The sequence below is a fragment of the Kamptonema formosum PCC 10802 genome (assembly GCF_000332335.1).
In the GTDB taxonomy this organism is placed as follows: domain Bacteria; phylum Cyanobacteriota; class Cyanobacteriia; order Cyanobacteriales; family Oscillatoriaceae; genus Oscillatoria.
The window spans coordinates 280,310-299,828 of sequence record NZ_KB235949.1; the positions used below are offsets into that span (position 1 = coordinate 280,310).

Here is a 19,519-nt window from a genome sequence, read left to right on the forward strand (position 1 = left end):
CCTCTGGAGGTCACGTTTCGGGACGCGCCCCGGAGCGCGTCCCGCAGCGTCCCGGAACGAGGGGATTTTACCACGGACTGCCAATCATGGTAAAGCCAGACCAATAATAAGGATGCTTGAGATTGTGAGAGCCCTCCTTGAGCACTTCTGCCGGCAGGGAAACGCCGCTGCGAGTTCCACTCCCGCGCAACTCACCCCCTTCTATCCGCACTTCTCCCCGAATCATCGCTAGTTGAGCTTGACGCAGCGCCTCCGCCTTAATCTTAGCATCACTGAGGTGGCTGTAAAACTCGGTCATCAGCCCCAAAGTGCCGGCATCGCTAACGTACCACAAACTCGCCATAGCTGTTTTGACTCCCGCCGCCACGGCAAAACCGGCAAACCCCAACTCCGCTTTTTCATCCCCTATTGCTGTGCGACAGGCAGACAGCACCAGCAACTCCACCGGCGGACTGTTCAGGCGAAGGTTGCGCAGCTCGTCGAGGCGCAATTTTTCGTCCCACAGCTGAATGTAAGAGTTGCCGATATTTCCCGCTTGGAATTCGCCATGTGTTGCCAGGTGAATGATAGGATAGGAATAGTTAGAACGCTGCGCCATAAGGTTGGAGCGAGTGAAGTCCTGATTCAGGAAAGCTTTGCCCTGCCACAAGTTCTGGGTAATCTCGTCTAGTTCCACCGGCACCGCCGGCAAGGGATTTTGGTCGCGAAATTGCGAAGCGCCCATCGCCAGCACTTGCGCCCCCTTAAGGGACTGATAGCGAGTGTCCATCAAACTGACGCTCGGTATTAAGGCGAGACTGTATTTTTCCACGATAAACTGTTTGCCGTCGTGCAGCGCCGCCACCGGCAGACTGCGCAACCCCGCATCCATACTGAAGAGCAGCGTATCAATTTTAGCCGCTTGCAGTTCGGCTTCAATTGGCGCAATCAGCCACTGATATAGCTGCTGCGCTGGCTGCAAATAGCTGGTTTTGTTCCGCTGCTTTACATCTGCCAGGATCTCGCGAAAATCCCACATAGCAAGAAACAGGTTTTCCCGCTTGGCTGCCGGCACAGTCTTACGAATCAATTTGCCTTCTGGCGTCAGCACTACCAGTTCCAATTCCTCGGGCAGTGCCGTTACATATATGATAGCAGAGCGGTTGCCGGTTTGGGAAGCAATGGTTGCCAAAGCGTCTCGGATGCTTTCTGGGTTTGTCAGCTGGTTGGAGAGATTTTGCCCGAAGTAATCGCCAAATTCCTTATCCCGCCGCTGCTCTAGTTGCGCCACTGCTTCCGCTGCATTCACCGCCAGAGGGCTGCTGTTTGCGGTGCTGAGACTCCCTACCATCTGTTGGGCGCTGCGGTTGCTGTTGAGGGGACTGTTGCTGCCGGTGCTGCTGCTCGTATTGCCAGATAGAGTGATGATAATACTGCTTTGCACCGGCACGGATTCAATTATACTGTTTTGGGGAACTTTTTGAGGACTAAAGTCCTGACTGTTCGCAACGGGAGTGCTGTTGACTGCGGGAGCGCTGGGATTGCCGGCAGCACTGTTACTGGCGTTGCTGACTTCTTCCGCACCCGTGCGGATCTCACCCGTATTGATTTCTCCCGTCCCACTATTGAGTGAGATTTCCCCGCTCTCTTGTGTGCCTGACGAGGTGAGATTGCCGGTGTTTATGCTGCCACCGGCACTGTTGGTAATGGTGCCGGCAGTTCCGCCAATAGCGCTGCTGGTTTGGTTGCCGGTGTTTATATTCCCACCGGCAGTATTTGTGATATTCCCGGAATTGCCATTGGTGGCGCTCGTGGTTTGATTGCCGGCAGTCACATCGCCACCGGCAGTATTGGTGATATTCCCGGAATTGCCATTGATGGCGCTCGTGGTTTGATTGCCGGCAGTCACATCGCCACCGGCAGTATTGGTGATATTCCCGGAATTGCCGTTAGTGGCGCTCGTGGTTTGGCTGCCGGTGCTGATGTCGCTGCCGGCTGACACATCGATCTTACCCGAATTTCCCTCATCTGTGCGCGACTGGATATTAAGAGTCGTGACGTTGCTGCCGGCACGCACTTCAATATTGCCCGCGCCGGTGCTGCCGATGGAATCCAGGTTGCCTGCCGCAATGTTATTGCCGTTGATAGTAATATTGCCGGCAGGACCGGTTCCCGATTGGGTTGTGATAGCATTTGTCTCGACGGTGTTGCTGGCGCTGCTGACAGTAATGTCGCCACTTTGAGTTTGTCCGTAGGAGGTAATGTTAGCTGTGAGGGTAATTCTGCCCGGACTTGATAGGGTGATATCGCCGGCAGTGCCATTCGTAGAATAGGTGTCCAAATTGCCGCCGACAGCGATACTGTTTGAACTGTCGCTGCGGATGCTGAGATTGCCGCCTTGCGAGAAACCATCTGAGCGGATGCTTGCGGTTTCGACGTGTCTGGCGGCATGAATGGTAACACTGCCGGCAGCCCCTCCGGAAGACATGGTGTTGAGTGCGCCGGCGCTGGTGTTTATGGCACCATTGCTGCTTTCAATTGTGATGTTTCCGCCGGTGCCGGTGCTGCCCTCTAGTGGGATGAAGTTCAGCACACAAGTCATATCCTCGCACACATCCTCAGTTTGAAAACCCGCCATTGAGGCAATCTGCGCTGTCTTAATATCCCCAGAAGCCGTCAGGGTGACAGAACCCCCATTCCCCTGACTTGAATAAGAGTACAGCCAGCCAGCAGCGGTGTCAATGCCACCGGCATGGCTGGTGAGTTCGATATTCCCCCCACTGCCTGCCCCCTGGGAAAACGACTCGATGTTAGCTGTTTTAATATCGCCAGAAGCCCTCAGGGTGACAGAACCCCCATGCCCCTGATTTGAATCAGACTTCAGCGCGCCAGTGGCGGTATCAATACCACCGGCTATGCTTGTTATCTGGATATTTCCCCCACTGCCTCCCCCCCAGGAAAACGAGCGGATGTCACTTGTTTTAATATCCCCTGAGGCTGTGAGGGTGACAGCACCCGCATTTCCCTGCGTTGAAGTAGAGGACAGCTCGCTATTATTGGCAGTGTTAATAGTACCGGCACTGCTAGTGAGTGCGATATCCCCCCCACTGCTGGTGCCATAGGAAGAGGATAAGATGTTACCCGCCTTAATATTCCCAAAAGCCATCAGGGTGACAGCACCCCCATTTCCCGCGTCGGAAAAAGAAGACAGCCCGGCACCGGTTGTGTCAATGCCACCGGCACTGCTAGTGAGTGCGATATCCCCCCCACTGCCGGTGCCATAGGAACAGGATAGGATGTTACCCGCCTTAATATCCCCAAAAGCCGTCAGGGTGACTGAACCTCCATTCTCCTGACTTGAATCAGAGGATAGCATGCCACTGACAGTATCAATGCCACCGCCACTGCTATTCAGTGCGATTTTCCCCCCAGTGCCGGTGTCTGAACTCGACGAGATGTCACCCGTCTTAATATCCCCAGAAGCCGTCAGGGTGACAGCACCCCCATTCCCCTGTGCGGCGCTGGAATTGAGAGATCCCGCGCGGGTGTCAATGACACCGCCGGTACTGTTAAGGGTGATATTCCCCGCATCGCCAGACAGTATACTAGGCGCACTCACCGTTTCGGCAATCGTGATGTTCCCGGCGGCGCTTATCGAAATCTCACCCCCACCTGAAGTGAGAATCCCTATAGGGAAATCGGTAGCGCCACCGACAGTTACGCCCCCCTCTGGAGACTGGAAAAAGGCTCCGCCACTTCCCGCAGTTGCCTCTAAATTGCGGACACTGATGCGCAGCGGTTCTGCCGGCAGCCCAATGCCGCCAGTGCCTAACCTTGCTGTCTGGAAAAAGGCACTCCCTGCGGTAATTAAGGAGTCGGGTGAGCTGCGCAGGATATTGCCGGTTGCGGCACTGACGGTGAGAGCGCCTGCCGTGTTTATATCGCTGAGGGTGATGTCCCCCACTTCGGCAAGTCTTCCCAATTCTATCACAATATTCCCGCTGCCGGCATTGAGGGCAGTCCCCGGTGCCATCCTCACCGAACCGGGACCTTTTTCGCGATAATTGAGATTGGCGCTGTTATTGTTCGCTCGCAGGGCGATATCCCCATTGCTTCCTGAAGTGTCGATGCTGGCGTTAATGTTGATGCTTCGACCGGCAATCAGTTCCAAACTGGCGATCGAGTCGGTTTGAATGGGTTCATTAACCGTAATATCATTGTGAGCTGCCAAAGTGACATTCCCTGCTAGCGTGTTAATCTTCTCCGCACCGGCAGTGACGCTAGCATCTGCGCTGGCACCAATTGGCTCGTCTTTTCCCCCACCGGCAATCGTGACATTTCGCGCACCGCTGAGGTTCCCTGTGGAGATGCTGCCGGCAAATGCGTTTATGGTGAGCGCGCCTGGAGTGCCACTCTCAGAAGAGAACTCAATAAATCCCTGGTTGATGATATCACTCAACTGGCTGGTGATGGTAATGTCTCCCCCCCGCAAAAAGCCAGAGGATTTGATGTCACCTGTGGTGATAATACCGCTGGCAGAGAGGGTGAGTGATCCCCCATTCCCCTGACTTGAAGAAGAGTCGTACAGCTGACTGTCCAGCAGGGCACTGGTAGTATCAATCGCACCGGCACGACTGGTGAGGGAGATATTTCCCCCACTGCCTGCCCCCTGCGAATACGACTTGATGTCACTGGCTTTAATATCTCCAGAAGCTGTCAGGGTGACTGAACCCCCATTCCCCTGACTGGAAGAAGAGATTAGCGTGCTAGCAGCATCAATGCCACCGGCACTGCTATTGAGTTCAAGCTTTCCCCCACTGCCGGTGCCATGCGACACCGAGCTGATGGAACGTATCTTAATATCGCCAAAAGCCGTTAGGGTGACTGAACCCCCATTCCCCTGATTTGAATAAGAGGATAGCACTCCACTGGCAGCATCAATGGCACCGGCACGGCTATTGAGGGCGATATTCCCCCCACTGCCGGTGCCATAAGAATGCGACTCGATTTCACCTATCTTAATATCCCCAGAAGCCGTCAGGCTGACAGAACCCCCATTCCCCTGAAAGGAAGAAGATTCTAGCCAGCCCCAGGCACTGTCAATGGACCCGGCACTGCTATTGAGGGTGATATTTCCCCCACTGCCGGTGCCCTCCGAATGTGAGTCTATGCCACTTATCTTAATATTCCCAGAAGCTGTCAGGGTGACAGAACCCGCATTCCTCTGACTTGAATCAGAGAATAGTCTCCCACTGGCTGTATCAATGGCACCGGCACTGCTACTGAGGGCGATATTCCCCCCACTGCCTGTGCCCGCCCACGTCTCTGTACTGTAGTCGTAGTAACCAGAAAAAGAAGAGATATCACCTGTCTGAATATCCCCAGAAGCCGTCAGGGTGACTGAACCCCCATTCCCCTGTTTTGAATTGGAATTTAGCCTGCCGGAGGCAGTATCAATGCCACCGGCACTGCTATTGAGGGCGATATTCCCCCCATTGCCGGTGCCGGTGCCCTGCCAAGTAGATGCAGTCCAGTTATAAAAACCTGAAGGCGATCTGATGTTACCTGTCTTAATATCCCCTAAGGCAGTTAGGGTAACAGAACCCCCATCACTTTCCAGGGAATAAGCGGACAGACTGCCGGCGCTGCTATCAATGGCACCGCTGCGACTGTCCAGGGTGATATTCCCTCCCGTGCCGGTGCCTCCCTTCGATGAAAACTGCTCAGTGCCCCACTCATCTGTCCCTAAAGAAAGAATTTCACCCGACGCCGATAAAATCTCACCTGTTATAATGTCTCGTTCCGCCGTCAGGGTGACATTCCCCCCATCCCCATCATAAGAACTGGCGTCTAGAACACCGGCACTTGTATTAATCCCACCGGCACTGCTAGAAATGGCGATATTCCCCCCAGTGCCGGTGCCGCCGGCGGCTGTCTGCAGGGAATCTGTTATAATATCTAATGTAGCATTCAAGGTAATCGCCCCGCCGTCCCCCGATTCCGAACTCGTGTCAATATTGCCGGCAGCTATCCCCCCTGATGCCGGTATTCTCACCCCAGAACCCGTCAGGAACACCTCGCCTGTTTCACTCACACTCAGTGCGGAGGCGTGCCCAAAATCTGGTCTGCCGGTCAGCAATTGCGGTAAAGAAAGAGGCTGCAGTCCCGCCGCAACCTCAGATCCTGTTAGCGCCGCCGGCTCGATGTCCAAACTCAACAAATGCCCCTCTTGAGAAATCCGCACCGCACTGTCACCCGGCACTGCCGCTACCGTAATATTCCCCCCAGGACTTGTCAGGGTGCCGGTGTTTATTACTGTCCCGCCCAACAGCGTTAGACTGCTCCCAGATGTTAAGCTTAAATTCCCCTCATTGACAATCGCCCCGGGCTGTGATACGGCAAAATTGAACGCACTCGGCGTCCCCACTAACACATTATAATCATTGCTGCCAACCGCATTAAACCAGCCCGCACCAAACCCGATGCCGGTGGCGGTTGTCGCGGTGAAGGATGCCGGCACGTTTAAAGAAGCATTTGGGCCAAATAGGATGCCGGCGGGGTTCATTAAGAAGAGATTGGAGTTCCCCCCGCTAACTTGAATTAAGCCATTTATATAAGAGGCGTCCCCCCCGATTACTCGCCCGAAAATATTGCGGATATCGGGATTGCTGAGGAAGTTGGCAGTCTCTCCCTCACTGAGGCCAAATTTCTGGAAACTGTGGAAAAGATTCGCGCCATCTCTTGACAGAGAGCCGCCTTGTATGTTAAGGATATTTCCCTCAGGCGTGACCGCTGTGCCGGTGCCGTCGGCTGCCGGTGCGATAGTTTGCGCTTGGGTGAGTGCCGGTGCCCAAACTGCAGCGAGAATGGGAACAGCAACCAGTAACGCGCTCATCCGTCTGTCAGTAAGGGGTTTCATAAGGCTTGGCTCCTAAGGGGTTTATTGATCAAAAAACTTTTTATAATAGCATAACATGACCTGTCTCGCATGAGGGGTTGCGCCCCTCAACGATGAGCGGGCCCAGAAAGGCGGGGTGAGCCGGCGCTCTGTTTCTCCCACCGGCCCGGTGAGGGATGCAAAAAGTGCATGTAAAACATAAATAAAATCATTATAACATATTATTAGTAGCCAAATATACGATGTCCTCCGGTTGATATTTTACAGTAGTAAGAGTAGGTGAACCCCAAATTCATGCCGCTGAGCGTTCGAACAGAGTCTTCATTTAACTTAAACCCTATGACTGCTGAAACTTCCCCCAACAAGGCGAACGAAAAGAAGTGTCTGGGTAAAGTGTATCTAGTGGGTGCCGGTCCGGGAGATCCCGGTTTGCTGACAGTGAAAGGCAAAACGCTATTGGAGTGCGCTGACGCGGTGATTTATGACGCCCTGATCAGCCCGCAAATTCTGGCCCTAATTAACCCGCATGCGGAAAAAATTCATGCCGGCAAGCGCCGGGGGCGTCACTCCCTGGTGCAGGAAGAGACAGCTAAGCTGCTGATAGAAAAAGCGCACACCCATGCAGTCGTCGTGCGGCTGAAAGGGGGCGATCCATTTGTGTTCGGTCGCGGCGGAGAAGAAATGGAAGATTTGGTCGCCGCCGGGGTGCCGGTGGAAGTCGTGCCGGGGGTGACATCAGGGATTGCCGCACCGGCCTACGCAGGAATTCCCCTCACACACAGATCTTACAGCTCCTCAGTAACATTTGTCACCGGCCACGAAGCGGCGGGCAAGTACCGGCCCGAAGTCAACTGGCAGGCCATCGCGCACGGTTCCGAAACCATCGTTATCTATATGGGCATTCACAACCTGCCGCATATCATTGCGGAGCTCGTTGCAGCCGGTCGCAGCCCGGAAACGCCGGTGGCCTTAATTCGCTGGGGGACGCGCCCGGATCAAGAAGAACTGACCGGCACGCTGGCCACCATTGTGCGGCAAGTTGAGGAAACTGGCTTTGAAGCGCCGGCAATCGCCGCCATCGGGGACGTGGTGAAGCTGCACAGCGTTTTGGCCCATTGCAGGCCGGTGGTCTATCACCCCTGACCCCTTGTGCCCCGAGAGGAAGAAACCGGGTTTCTTAACCAAGTTTCTCGGCAGAGAACGAGAGTCGATCGAGAAACCCGGTTTCTGGCCCCCGAGAGGAAGAAAGCGGGTTTCTTAACCAAGTTTCTCGGCAGAGAACGAGAGTCGATCGAGAAACCCGGTTTCTGGCCCCCTCGAAGAGCAACACCTATCGGGCGCGCTGCGGGGGCTGCCACTGTTTGAGGGCTTTCTGGGCGGCAGTGCCGGCGGGCGTGTCAGAGGGGACTAACTTCGCCGCCGCAATAGCCGCCGGCAGCATCCGGACGCGGGCGCGATATTGAGCGATTTGCCAAATACTGTCGCCCCACTGGTTAATCAGGGTTCGGGCTTCCTGGTAATGGGGATCTTCGGGGCCGATATCCCGGACTTTGGCGATCGCTTTGCTATAAGAAGATGCCTGTCCCCGCCGGACGAGTTTTTGCGCGTCCGCCAGCAGGCGCTTGTTGGTGATATCGTCCTTGTAGAGCTTTTCCCAAACGTCAATTAGCTGCTGCGTTCGCTTATGAACCTCAGTCGCTTCCGAGGGCACGAGCCGGCCTGCGGCGATAGCGTCCTTATAATTTTCCTGTTTGGCGCGAGCGATGGCAATATCGAAAATCACCCTCCCCCAGCGGTCAATATTGTTCTGGGCTTCTTGATAGAGGGGGTCATTCTTGGGAATTTGCCGAGCTTGGGCGATGGCGTCACTGAACTGGTACGCCTGAGTCGGTTGCAGCGACACAAGCGCTTTGTTCAGCTTCTGCTGGTTCGCCTCTTGCGGATTCTTGGGCGGTTTAGCCGGTGCGGCGGGAATAACCGCCACCGGTGCCGGCGGTTTGGCTGCGGCGGGTTTAGCCGGTGCCGGCGGTTTGGCTGCGGCGGGTTTAGCAGGTGCCGGCGGTTTGGCTGCGGCGGGTTTAGCAGGTGCCGGTGCCGGTGGGGCGGGAATAACCGCCACCGGTGTTGGGGGTTTGGGTTCGGCGGGTTTGACAGGTGCCGGTGGGGCGGTGGGAGTTGGCTTGACAGCCGCCGGCACTTGTTCAGAGGGTGCCGGTGCCGGTTGGTGAGCTAACTTCTGCTGCCCAAATTTGAGCAAATCGGCGACGAGAAAGCCAAATAGCACCAGCAGCCCCACGACGGCACTCCCCAGCAAACCCAGGGCCAGGGGCGCTACCGGCACCCCCCGGGTGGGTGTGCCAGGGGGGGGTGGTGTCTGGGATGGCGGCGACTGAGAGCCGGTGGGAGAGGCGGGCACCGGCGTTTGTGGCGTTTGTGGCTGGGGGGCGCTAGTTTCTGGGGGAGTCTTGCCGTTGTGAGAAAGCACGGGTGGCTTGGGTTGCGCGGGGGGCTCGCCGGTCAGGGCATTGGCCACCGCTCCTGTCGCCACCGGCTCCCTGAGCGCCCCCACTTGTTCTGGAACCAGCTCCCACTCCTCAGGCCGGAGGGGCACAGCGGGGAGCAACCACTGCTCTGGGGTTGGCGAGTCGATGTCGGGTAAAAGAGTATAGCTGAGTTTTTCTGGCGGGTTGAATGTGATTAATAAATCTTGCCGGGGGCTTTTATATTCTTCCCACAATTGAGGCAGGCGATCGCTCAAGAATTCCGCCAGACCCTCGAAGGTTTTGCACTTGCCAGAGCGCAGCCCTTCCAGGAGCGCCGCTGTAAAAAATCCGTGTTGCAGGGCATCCGTTTCTGAGGAAAAATCGCTGTTCTGGCAGGAGAGCAGCACCGGGATTTCCATCTCGCGAGCTAATTTCGCGATCCGAGATCCTATCTGCTGCTCCGAGCCGGTGGCGGCGTACATATCTAGCAAGACCAGCACTTGTTGAGTCCGGCAAGACTTGAGGGCGCTAAAAAGCCATCTGGCAGAAATGCCGGTGCTGGCGATATCGGCAGGATTTCCGTCTGCCGGCATCAGGTAGTCCTCTCCGTCCGCGCTGACAGCCACTCCGCAGAAAAACAGCCACAGGACATCTCCAGAGCGCAGCTGGTGCCGGCACTGCTCGTCTATCATCCTGAGAAGATTTTGCCGGTTTGGGTAGGTTGAGTGGCTGTCGGCAGGCGGCGAGGTGTCTGTCAGCAGCACACACCGGTCAGGGGCAAAGCCGGCTGACTCAATGAGAAAGTTCTCTAGCGCCTGTGCGTCTTGTTTTGCGTAACTTAAAGCGTGAAAGAACTGATATTTATTGATTCCGATTACAATTCCGGCGTAGTTTTTCATTGGCAATTCCTTGAATCTGGCGAAAATACTTGGCGCATTAAATCCCCCAAATAGAAAGCGTTTTGCTGCCCGGAAACTGGCTTTTTCGACTTCCGCCGGCAGCTTTACAGCAGGGCCCGCAGACTTCCCTTGACAGGCCAGCAGCCGGTAGCCACGCACCTGCCGGCGTTATTGTTGCGCTAGCTGGTGATTTGCTTATACTTATCACAAAATGCCTGAAATGTCAAGGATTTTGGATTTTGGATTTTGGATTTTGGATTTTGGATTGGGGATAGGGCATGGGGCATGGGGCATGGGGCATGGGGCATGGGGCATGGGGCATGGGGCATGGGGCATGGGGCATGGGGCATGGGGCATGGGGCATGGGGCATTGACTAACCCCTAACCCCTAACCCCTAACCCCTAACCCCTAACCCCTAACCCCTAACCCCTAACCCAAAATATCTGTCCAAATGATTACTCCTATGGGCAGTTGCGGGAATAAGGAGATTTGCTGTATAATTTCACAGAACTTCAAGGTAAAAGGACCTAATATCTTCCATGCAAAACCCGCACTCGATATTGAATGACGACCCCCTGTGGTTCAAAGACGCCATCATTTACGAAGTGCCTGTGCGAGCCTTTGCCGACAGCAATGGGGACGGAATCGGAGACTTTCGGGGGCTGACAGAAAAGCTAGATTACCTGCAAGACTTAGGAGTCACAGCACTGTGGCTGCTGCCGTTCTTTCCTTCGCCGCTGCGGGATGATGGCTACGACATTTCTGACTGCACCAGCGTCAACCCGATTTACGGCACACTGGAAGATTTTAAAGAATTTTTGTCAGCGGCACACCAGCGGGGCATTCGCGTAATTATCGAGTTAATCGTCAACCACACCTCAGACCAGCATCCCTGGTTTCAGAGGGCGCGAAGAGCGCCGGCGGGCAGCAAGGAGCGAGATTTCTATGTGTGGAGCGACAGCCCAGAAAAATACCGGGACGCTCGGATTATATTCAAAGATTTTGAGACGTCTAACTGGGCTTGGGACCCGGTGGCAAAAGCGTATTACTGGCACCGCTTCTACTCCCACCAGCCGGATTTGAACTACGACAGCCCAGCCGTGCGCAAAGCGGTCTTGGAGGTGCTGGATTTCTGGTTAGAAATGGGGGTGGACGGGCTGCGCCTGGATGCGGTGCCTTACCTGTACGAGCGCGAGGGGACGAACTGTGAGAACCTGGGGGAAACCCACGCCTTCCTGCAGCAGCTGCGAGCGCACACAGACGCAAAATTTCCCAACCGGATGCTGCTAGCCGAGGCCAATCAGTGGCCTGAGGATGCGGCTCAATATTACGGCGAGGGGAATGAGTGCCACATGAACTTCCACTTCCCCCTGATGCCGCGCCTGTTCATGGCGCTGCGCCTGGAAGATAACTTCCCGATTATTGACATTCTCCAGCAGACGCCGGTGATTCCCGATAACTGCCAGTGGGGGCTGTTCCTGCGCAACCACGACGAACTCACCCTGGAAATGGTAACAGATGAAGACCGGGATTATATGTATCGGGTGTACGCGCAAGACCCGCAAGCGAGAATTAATTTGGGGATTCGCCGCCGGCTGTCGCCCCTGCTGGGAAATGACCGCCGGCAAATTGAATTGATGAACGGATTGCTGCTGTCTATGCCAGGAACGCCGGTGCTCTACTACGGGGATGAAATTGGCATGGGAGACAATATTTATACCGGCGATCGCAATGGCGTGCGCACGCCGATGCAGTGGAGCGACGACCGAAATGCCGGTTTCAGCCGCGCCAATCCCCAGCGGCTGTATTTACCCGTTATAGTGGATTCGGAATACCACTACGCAGCGGTGAATGTGGAGGCGCAGCGGGCGAACCCCAATTCCCTGTGGTACTGGATGAAGCGCCTGATCGCCACCCGCCAGCGCTTCCAGGCGTTCGGGAGGGGCAGCTTTGAATTCCTGCAATCGGGAAACCGCAAAGTTCTCGCGTTCACGCGCACCTGCGCTGGGGAGCACATCCTGGTGGTGGCGAATTTGTCCCGCTTTATCCAGACGGTGGAATTAGACCTGTCAGCGTTTAAGGGGATGGTGCCGGTGGAAATTTTTGGGCGCACAGCGTTCCCGCCGGTGGGGGAGTTGCCCTACTTCCTCAGCATGAGCCCCTACTCATTTTACTGGTTCGCTCTCAAACTTCAACCCAGCACAATCCAGCAGCCCCGACCGCACGCCGAGGTGCCGGTGCTGGCAGTCACCGGCAAGTGGCAGAATGTTTTTTCGCAGCTAGAGGCAAAAGAGGCTCTGGAATCTATTCTGACAGATTACCTGCACACCTGTCGCTGGTTCGCCGGCACTGCCCGAACAATTCAATCGGCACAGATAGCGGAAGCAATTCCAGTGCCCTACAAAGACATGGAAGCGCAGATGATTTTATTGCGGGCAGACTATACCGAGGGAGATCCCGAAACTTACTTCCTGATTCTAGCCCTGGCAGAAGGCGAACAAGCGGCGCACCTTTTGGCAGAAATGCCAGACTCTGTGGTGGCTCGCCTGCAGGTTAAAGGGAAAAAAGAAATTGGGGTGTTATTCGACGCCATAGCGGACAAAAACTTTTTGACCTTCCCCCTGGATGCGATTGCTGGCAGTCGCTCCTGCAAAGGAATGGCAGGGGAACTGGCAGCCACGGCTACTGATTTGTTCCCGCATCTTGACAGTTCCGCCTCTCAGCTGGACGGCGCACTCCTGAAAGGAGAGCAGAGCCACACCTTTGTGGTTTATGGAGATCGCCTGATCTTCAAACTCTTCCGCCAAGTTGAGGAGGGCGTCAATCCCGAATTGGAGGTCGCGCGCTTCTTGGGCGAGAAAAAACTCTTTAAAAACTTTCCCACCATTGCCGGGGTGCTGCAGTACCGCCGGCCAAAAGCGCAACCGATGACGGTGGGGATATTGCAAGAGTTTATTGCAGACGCCCGCAATGCCTGGGACTACACGCTCGACAGCCTGCGCCAATATTTTGACAGCGTTATGGCGCAGCAGGGGGCGACCGCAGAACTGCCGGTTCCCCCTGACTCCCTGCTAGATTGGCAAGCCGCTGAGATTCCCGAAATCGCTTCCCAAACGATCGGTTCTTACCTGTCAAACGCTAAACTGCTCGGTCAGCGCACCGGCGAACTCCACATCGCGCTCGCTTCTGACTCCGAGAATCCCAACTTCGCCCCAGAACCCTTTTCGTCATTTTACCAGCGCTCCATCTACCAGCACTCGCGCACCCTCACCGGGCAAGTCTTCCTGCTGCTGAAAGATCGCCTGGAGGACTTGCCACCCAACACTCAAAAGTTGGCGCACGCCGTTCTTAACCGGCAAAAAGAATTTCTGGCACGGTTCCAGGCGGTTCTCAACCTAAAAATCACCGCCCTGCGCACCCGCTGTCACGGGAACTACCATCTCGGGCAAGTGCTTTACACTGGCAAGGACTTCACAATTATTGACTTTGAGGGAGAGCCTTCTCGCAGTTTTAGCGAGCGGCGCATCAAGCGCTCGCCCCTGCGAGACGTGACGCGAATGCTGCACTCATTTAACTACGCGGCTCAAACAGCGCTGCGCAATGAAGTGGAAAGCGGCATGGTTCGTCCGGACAGCCTCCCCTTGATGGAGCAATGGGTGCAGTTTTGGTATTCTTGGGTGAGCGCTGCTTTCCTGAATGGCTATCTGGAAACGGCGAGCCAAGACTCTTTCTTACCAAAAAGTCAGCAAGAATTGCAAGTGCTTTTGGATGGATATTTGCTGGAAAAAGTCATCTATGAATTGGGCTACCAGCTCAAACAGCGCCCCGAATGGGTTGAGATATTGCTGAAACGGCTCCTCCAACTGTAAGCCTTTTCGATTTTTCCGCTCGTTCTCCTGCTCCGCCGGGAAACGCAGCTCAGGAGGCTGTGCCTCCTCTCTCCACCAAGCAGTATTAGAGCAGTAGCCACTTAGATTAGGACATTAGACCTTGAGGGGGGGCGGGACGCCTGCCCTACGTCTATATAGCAGTAAGCATTTAGGAATCCTACATTCCGGCCTCCCTTGCTCCCCCGCTCCCGAAGCTCCTATTGTCCGAACCAATATGACTGCTGCTATATCCCTCTTCTGTCACGTTGGGGCAATTTGACGAATTTGCGCTATTTCAGGCAACGACAGATCCGGCTTTCACCCTTGTTTGACAAAAGAGGGATATTAGCCTAACAGCCTGAGCGCGTTTCTCATCCTTTGTGAGGTACTGAGAAACCCGGTTTCTTTAAGAAACCGGGTTTCTGGGTCATAGTTCATCCAACTGAGAACCGCGATATTTCTCCTTCCGCCTGGGAAGGAGAGGATTTTAGTCAATCTCAATCCTTAAATGAATCATGACACAACTGTCAGTAAACCCAACTCAACTTCAGGACCCCGGCGCTGGCGTTGCGGAATGCATCCGCTTTCATTCGCAGGGCGTCGCCCGGAATCCGCACAAAAGTCTCATTGGGAATCCGATCCCCCCCAGCAATATTGAGATCCCTACCATTCCTTCACTGCCGGTCATAGCCACTTCGGCGCTGCCGCCGTCTGCCAGGAGGGCGACCACGGAAATGACGCCACGGTTGGGAAAATAGACATACTCGATGGGTTGGTTGCAGTGGTAGAGATATTGCTTAAAAGGCAGGGTAACGGCCTCTAGCACGGGCTTGAGACGCTGGTATTCTTCTGCCGGCAAAGCAGCCAGAAGCTTGTTCCCAGCGGGATTGCGTAAGCTTTGAAACACCGGTATCATGAGGAGCCTCCTTGACACCACTTTGGGTATAGCATACAGTTAGCCGCACCGGCTCCTCGTACCACTGCAGATGAATTTTTTGTTAAGAAATTATGTGATCTACTATACAGCAAAGGCAAGAGCCAGTCAGTGTCTCAGTTGCAACGGTACGGTAGCGTACAGACAACCCCTCGCCAAAACGGTACAGTGAATACAAGGCGGCGCGAAGAAGTTTTGCGGCGCTTAGTGAACTTAGGGCAGACCGCTCATGCAAAACTACCAAAGCGAGGTTATTTCTCCTAAGAAAATCCAGATATTGATTGACAAATTGCTGAGAGAAAACTTTAGCTTGTCTCAGACTGCCAAAATCGCCGGAGTCTCAGAGCAATGGCTGCAGAGCTATGTGAGATCCAAGGACGATAGCGTTTCTTGACATAGGCCCTCTCCCTGTACGGCTCTACTGAAGTCCTGGGAGTTTTTTCTATTTTTATAAGAGGAAGTTTTTTAACGGTAATGGTGCTTTAAAGCTCGCCCTGTATCTCTTCAGGCGTATTTTTGGCGCAGAGCAAAACAGCTGAACTTCATTCCTTGGGCAGAAGTTGCGCCAGCTGCGAACTGTTAAATAGATGTACAGCAATAAATTTTCACTCCCGGCAGTGATTTGATAGGTTAACCGATTTGAAATAAACAAGGCAGCTGGAGATGTCCCGAAATTCTCAGTTGCAGATTCCCAGCGACACAGCAACATTTCGTCAATATGGCACAGCAGTCAAGTCCTGAAGCTCTGCTTCTAACGCTTTAAAAAGACCGAAACTCACGGCCATAAATAGCTGCAGTAAGTCGGGCGAGATCGCTGATACAATGTTTAGCGCCTTCATTGGGAAGCAGCGGTTTGCCGTCATGCTGCCAAACGTAGGTATCCAGAATCCGCCGGCCCTATTTGATGCGGGCCACACCGTTTTTTGTCTTCCCGTCGAGTTCCCTCACCCAGGGGTCATTGATTTCCACCCATTCATCCGGCTTGCGAAACCCACTTCGGGACTGAACGCGGAATTTATATTGATAAACGCCGTCTTCCAGTTGAACCTCAGTGCGAAAGTCCCCCCGGTCGTCTTTCTGCATCGGGATTTCTTTCCAATCTGAAAAATCCCCAATCAAAACAGCCCCTTTGTTATAAGGGGCGAATAACTTAAATTCAATTAGGCTGCTCATAAGACTTCTCCGCTTGATTCAACCGGCATTCGCACATCAGCTGCTATAGCAGTTCTCAGTTGGATGAACTCTGGCCCAGAAACCCGGTTTCTTAAAGAAACCGGGTTTCTCAGTACCTCACTAATATGAGAGACGCTATAACTGTAACCTTTTTCTACAATAACTGCCACTTGTTCCCCTACCATCTAACTGAGGAATTAACTTAGCTCTACCGCAAGAATGGAGTAATATTAAGTTAGCTTGTAGCGCCGGATACAAAAAACTATCGCTCTCTGCGCAGCCGGGGGAATGCCGGTGTGGGAGGCGGAGTCTCCAAGACTGCGCTCCGGGGCGGAAAGAGGCAGAGCCTCTAAGACTGCGTTCCCAGGCGGAGCCTGGGAACGAGGAGAAAAAGGAACTATCACGGGGTGCGCCGGCTGACGAGCAGCGCCACAGGGAAGTGTTGCAGGATCTCTGAGATCGCCATCTTGTCACCGCCAGAAATCGTCTGCTCGGTGATAGCATTGTGCCAAAAAGACGGCGCACCTTGCGGGATCTCGATGTGAGTGTCCGCCCAGACTTGTTCGCCGAGGGGATACCCCTCAGGCGTCACTAGCGCTGTGAGGAATCGGGGGGCAACGGCGATCGCTGTCGTGTCGCCAGAGCTTCTGGCAAAAGCCACAATATGCTCCTTGAACTTGCCTGCCACCTTCAGAGGCTGGTAATCTCCTGTCTGGAACACTTCCAAATTTTGGCAGCGCGCCTGCAGGGCTTGAAACGTTAGAAAGAACTTAATCCGCCCATCTTCCTTATCCGACAGGAGAGCCTGCAGGAGTTTCAGAATATCTGTCTTGGCTTTCTCTTTGAGCTCCTGCAAAAACCAGATGCGCCGGTCGAAATTAACCGGACGCCGGTTGTCCGGGTCTACCATACTCAAATCCCACAATTCCGTTCCCTGATAAAAATCGGGCACGCCTGGAGAAGCGATTTTCAGCAAGGTCTGCGAAAGCGAGTTAAAGATGCCATAGCCAGCCACCCACTTCTGGAAGGGCAGAAACTCCTTCACGAATTCATTTGAGTCAGAAGGATCTAAGACTTTCCCCACAAAGGCTAGAAATCCCTCTTCATATTCCGTATCGGGGCGCAGCCAAGCGGTGTGCAGCTTGGCTTCCCTTACGGACTTGAGCATGTAGTCTTTAACCCGCCCGACGAACTCAGCCCGCTCACTTTCATAACCCGGGAAAGCCCCAACCAAGGTCTGGTAAAAGAAATATTCGTCATTGGCAGCCGGCACCGCTCGCCCGCCAACCTCGATTTTATGAGAGCGATTGATCTCACTCCAGCGCTTTACCTGTTTTTCCCATTCTTCCGGGATTTCTGAAAGCACATTCAGTCTCGCCCGCGCATCCTCGCCTCGTTTGGTGTCGTGGGTTGCGGTCGCATTCATCTTGTGAGGCCAATGGGCCATCTGCTGTTGATTGAATGAGTGGAACTCCTCGGCGGTGATGCCAAATTTTCCAGGGTTGCCCCCCACTTCATTCAAGGAGATCAGCCGGTTGTACACGTAGAATAGCGTGTCCTCAATCCCTTTCGCCATCAGAGGGCCAGTCACCTGCTGCAGCCGCATCACGAAGTGGAGCCGCTGAGCGTCTTCTGGCGGGAGCGGCTTTTCAAATTCCCGCAACAGCAAGTTTTCAATAAAGTTAAGTTCGTTCAAAAGCAGCGGAATTCGCTTTTTCGCTTCTTCGATAACTTCCTGGATGTAGGCGCGGTCGTCTTCCCGCATCCCATCCCCATTGACATAGGTGCGGTAAACTGGGAAAAGCGCCAGCACTTCAGAAAGGGTTCTTTTCAAGCCGTTCAGGGTAAAATCGCTGGAGCGCCTGGACTGACCGGCTATTTTTTTCAGGATTTGAGCCAGATTGTCTACATCTCCGGCAAAGTTCTTATCGACAATCAGGTGTTTTTTCTCAAGACACAGCCGCTGGTAAGAGCTGTGACAGTCAGTAAAGTTACTGTAGATTTCGGTAAACTTGCGCTCCGTCTCCCGCCGGCAAAAAATCCCATTGAGGTAGTTCAAGAAATCGTAGCCGCTTGTCCCCTGAATGGGCCACCCTTCGGGCAAGTTTTCCTTCAGCTCCAAAATCTTCTCAACTGTGATGTAGGCAGTTCCCACTTTCTGCCGCAGTCTCTTGAGGTATTCTGTTGGGTCATACAGTCCGTCAATGTGGTCTACCCTCAAGCCGGTTATTTTTCCTTCTTCAACCAGCTTGCTAACCAGAGCGTGCGCTTTGTTGAAAACTTTCAGCTCTTGGATTTTGACACAGATCAGTTCGTTGACGGTAAAAAATCTCCGGTAATTGATTTCTTCCGCCCCGACTTTCCAGAAAGAGAGCCGGTAGAACTGTTCCGCAAGCAAACTGTCCAGAAGGTTAAAACTCTCGGGGTTCCCCTTCTCTCCATTAAAAACTTTTACATTGCTGTCGATAAATTCTTGGACGTGAGGGTTTTGCGTGTACAGCTCCCACAACAGTCCTTTGACAAAGGCTAGCTGGTCATATCGCTCTTTGCCTTTGGGCTCGCTGGGAAGGTTCTTGATCAGGTAAAAAATCCCCAGAAACTTCATAAAGTCTGGATGGTTCCTTCCCCCTAGCGCTCTCGGCAAATAGCCCAAATTGTGCGTGAGGAACCGGGAGTAAGATTCTATGCGCACCGGCAGCTTAAGGCTGTAGTAATTCACGCTCAGCCCGCTCTCCTCATAGCTCAGCTGAATCTCGCCATTTTCCAGGGCTTCTCCGTAAAACGTGCCCAGCATGGGAGCGAGCACTCGCCCCTTGATATCTTCATACGGGTGATTCCACTCAATGTCGAAGTAGTCACTGTAATCGGAGTCTTGGCCATTTTCCATAATGTCCATCAGCCACAGGTTTTGGCTGTCATACGCCATGTGGTTGGGAACGATATCCTGCACCCACCCCATGTCGCGCTGCTGGAGTTCGCTCACCAGCGCTTCCAATTCCTCTGGCGTACCCAATTCAGGATTAATTTGAGAGTGATCGACGACATCATAGCCGTGGCTGCTGCCTTTTCGGGCTTTGAAAATTGGCGAGACGTAAATCTCTGAAATCCCTAATTCTTTCAGGTAAGGAATTAGGTTTTTTGTCGCCTCAAAGTTAAATGCTGAATTAACTTGAATCCTGTAAGTTGCTACTGGAATTCTCATGCTTGAACTCTCACTTCTAAACAGCGGTCTGAACCCCGTGTGGGCGGGTTGGGCTAAAGCCCAACTACAAACTTTGGGCTA

The 19,519-nt window shown here is 53.9% G+C and carries 8 protein-coding genes; 3 read left to right on the top strand and 5 right to left on the bottom strand.

Going from position 1 to position 19,519, the window contains the following annotated elements:
• Nucleotides 1–67: 67 nt before the first annotated feature.
• A complete protein-coding gene (locus OSC10802_RS0131810) occupies nucleotides 68–6,898 on the bottom strand; it encodes a CHAT domain-containing protein (protein ID WP_155968958.1) in 6,831 nt (2,276 codons plus the stop codon).
• A gap of 318 nt (nucleotides 6,899–7,216) precedes the next feature.
• Here OSC10802_RS0131810 and cobA point away from each other — a divergent pair, with 318 nt between their 5' ends.
• Nucleotides 7,217–8,020, top strand: a complete 804-nt coding sequence (gene cobA / locus OSC10802_RS0131815) for a uroporphyrinogen-III C-methyltransferase (protein ID WP_017720813.1) — start codon at nucleotides 7,217–7,219, stop codon at nucleotides 8,018–8,020.
• A 187-nt stretch (nucleotides 8,021–8,207) separates the two neighbouring features.
• Here the strand turns inward: cobA and OSC10802_RS0131820 are convergent, their stop codons facing one another.
• Nucleotides 8,208–10,259 (bottom strand): caspase family protein, encoded by a 2,052-nt coding sequence (locus OSC10802_RS0131820; RefSeq protein ID WP_155968960.1) that lies wholly within the window; start codon nucleotides 10,257–10,259, stop codon nucleotides 8,208–8,210.
• Nucleotides 10,260–10,799: 540 nt separating this feature from the next.
• Between OSC10802_RS0131820 and treS the strand changes: the two genes are divergently transcribed.
• Nucleotides 10,800–14,129 carry a maltose alpha-D-glucosyltransferase gene (gene treS, locus OSC10802_RS0131830; RefSeq protein ID WP_017720816.1) on the top strand — a complete coding sequence of 1,110 codons (3,330 nt, stop codon included), beginning with the start codon at nucleotides 10,800–10,802 and terminating at the stop codon, nucleotides 14,127–14,129.
• 586 nt (nucleotides 14,130–14,715) lie between these two features.
• On the opposite strand, the gene OSC10802_RS0131835 is transcribed toward treS, so the two are convergent.
• The gene (locus tag OSC10802_RS0131835) at nucleotides 14,716–15,036 is read right to left on the bottom strand and encodes a cyclic nucleotide-binding domain-containing protein (RefSeq protein ID WP_155968962.1); all 321 of its coding nucleotides are present in this window, start codon (nucleotides 15,034–15,036) and stop codon (nucleotides 14,716–14,718) included.
• A gap of 256 nt (nucleotides 15,037–15,292) precedes the next feature.
• On the opposite strand from OSC10802_RS0131835, the gene OSC10802_RS51745 reads away from it, so the two are divergent.
• Nucleotides 15,293–15,457 (top strand): hypothetical protein, encoded by a 165-nt coding sequence (locus tag OSC10802_RS51745; RefSeq protein ID WP_017720817.1) that lies wholly within the window; start codon nucleotides 15,293–15,295, stop codon nucleotides 15,455–15,457.
• 503 nt (nucleotides 15,458–15,960) lie between these two features.
• On the opposite strand, the gene OSC10802_RS0131855 is transcribed toward OSC10802_RS51745, so the two are convergent.
• Together OSC10802_RS0131855 and treY are read right to left on the bottom strand one after the other, a co-directional pair.
• Complete coding sequence (locus OSC10802_RS0131855; protein WP_017720820.1) at nucleotides 15,961–16,236, bottom strand: glycogen-binding domain-containing protein; 276 nt, start codon at nucleotides 16,234–16,236, stop codon at nucleotides 15,961–15,963.
• Between the two features lie 400 nt (nucleotides 16,237–16,636).
• Nucleotides 16,637–19,438 (bottom strand): malto-oligosyltrehalose synthase, encoded by a 2,802-nt coding sequence (gene treY / locus OSC10802_RS0131860; RefSeq protein WP_017720821.1) that lies wholly within the window; start codon nucleotides 19,436–19,438, stop codon nucleotides 16,637–16,639.
• Between the last annotated feature and the right edge of the window lie 81 nt (nucleotides 19,439–19,519).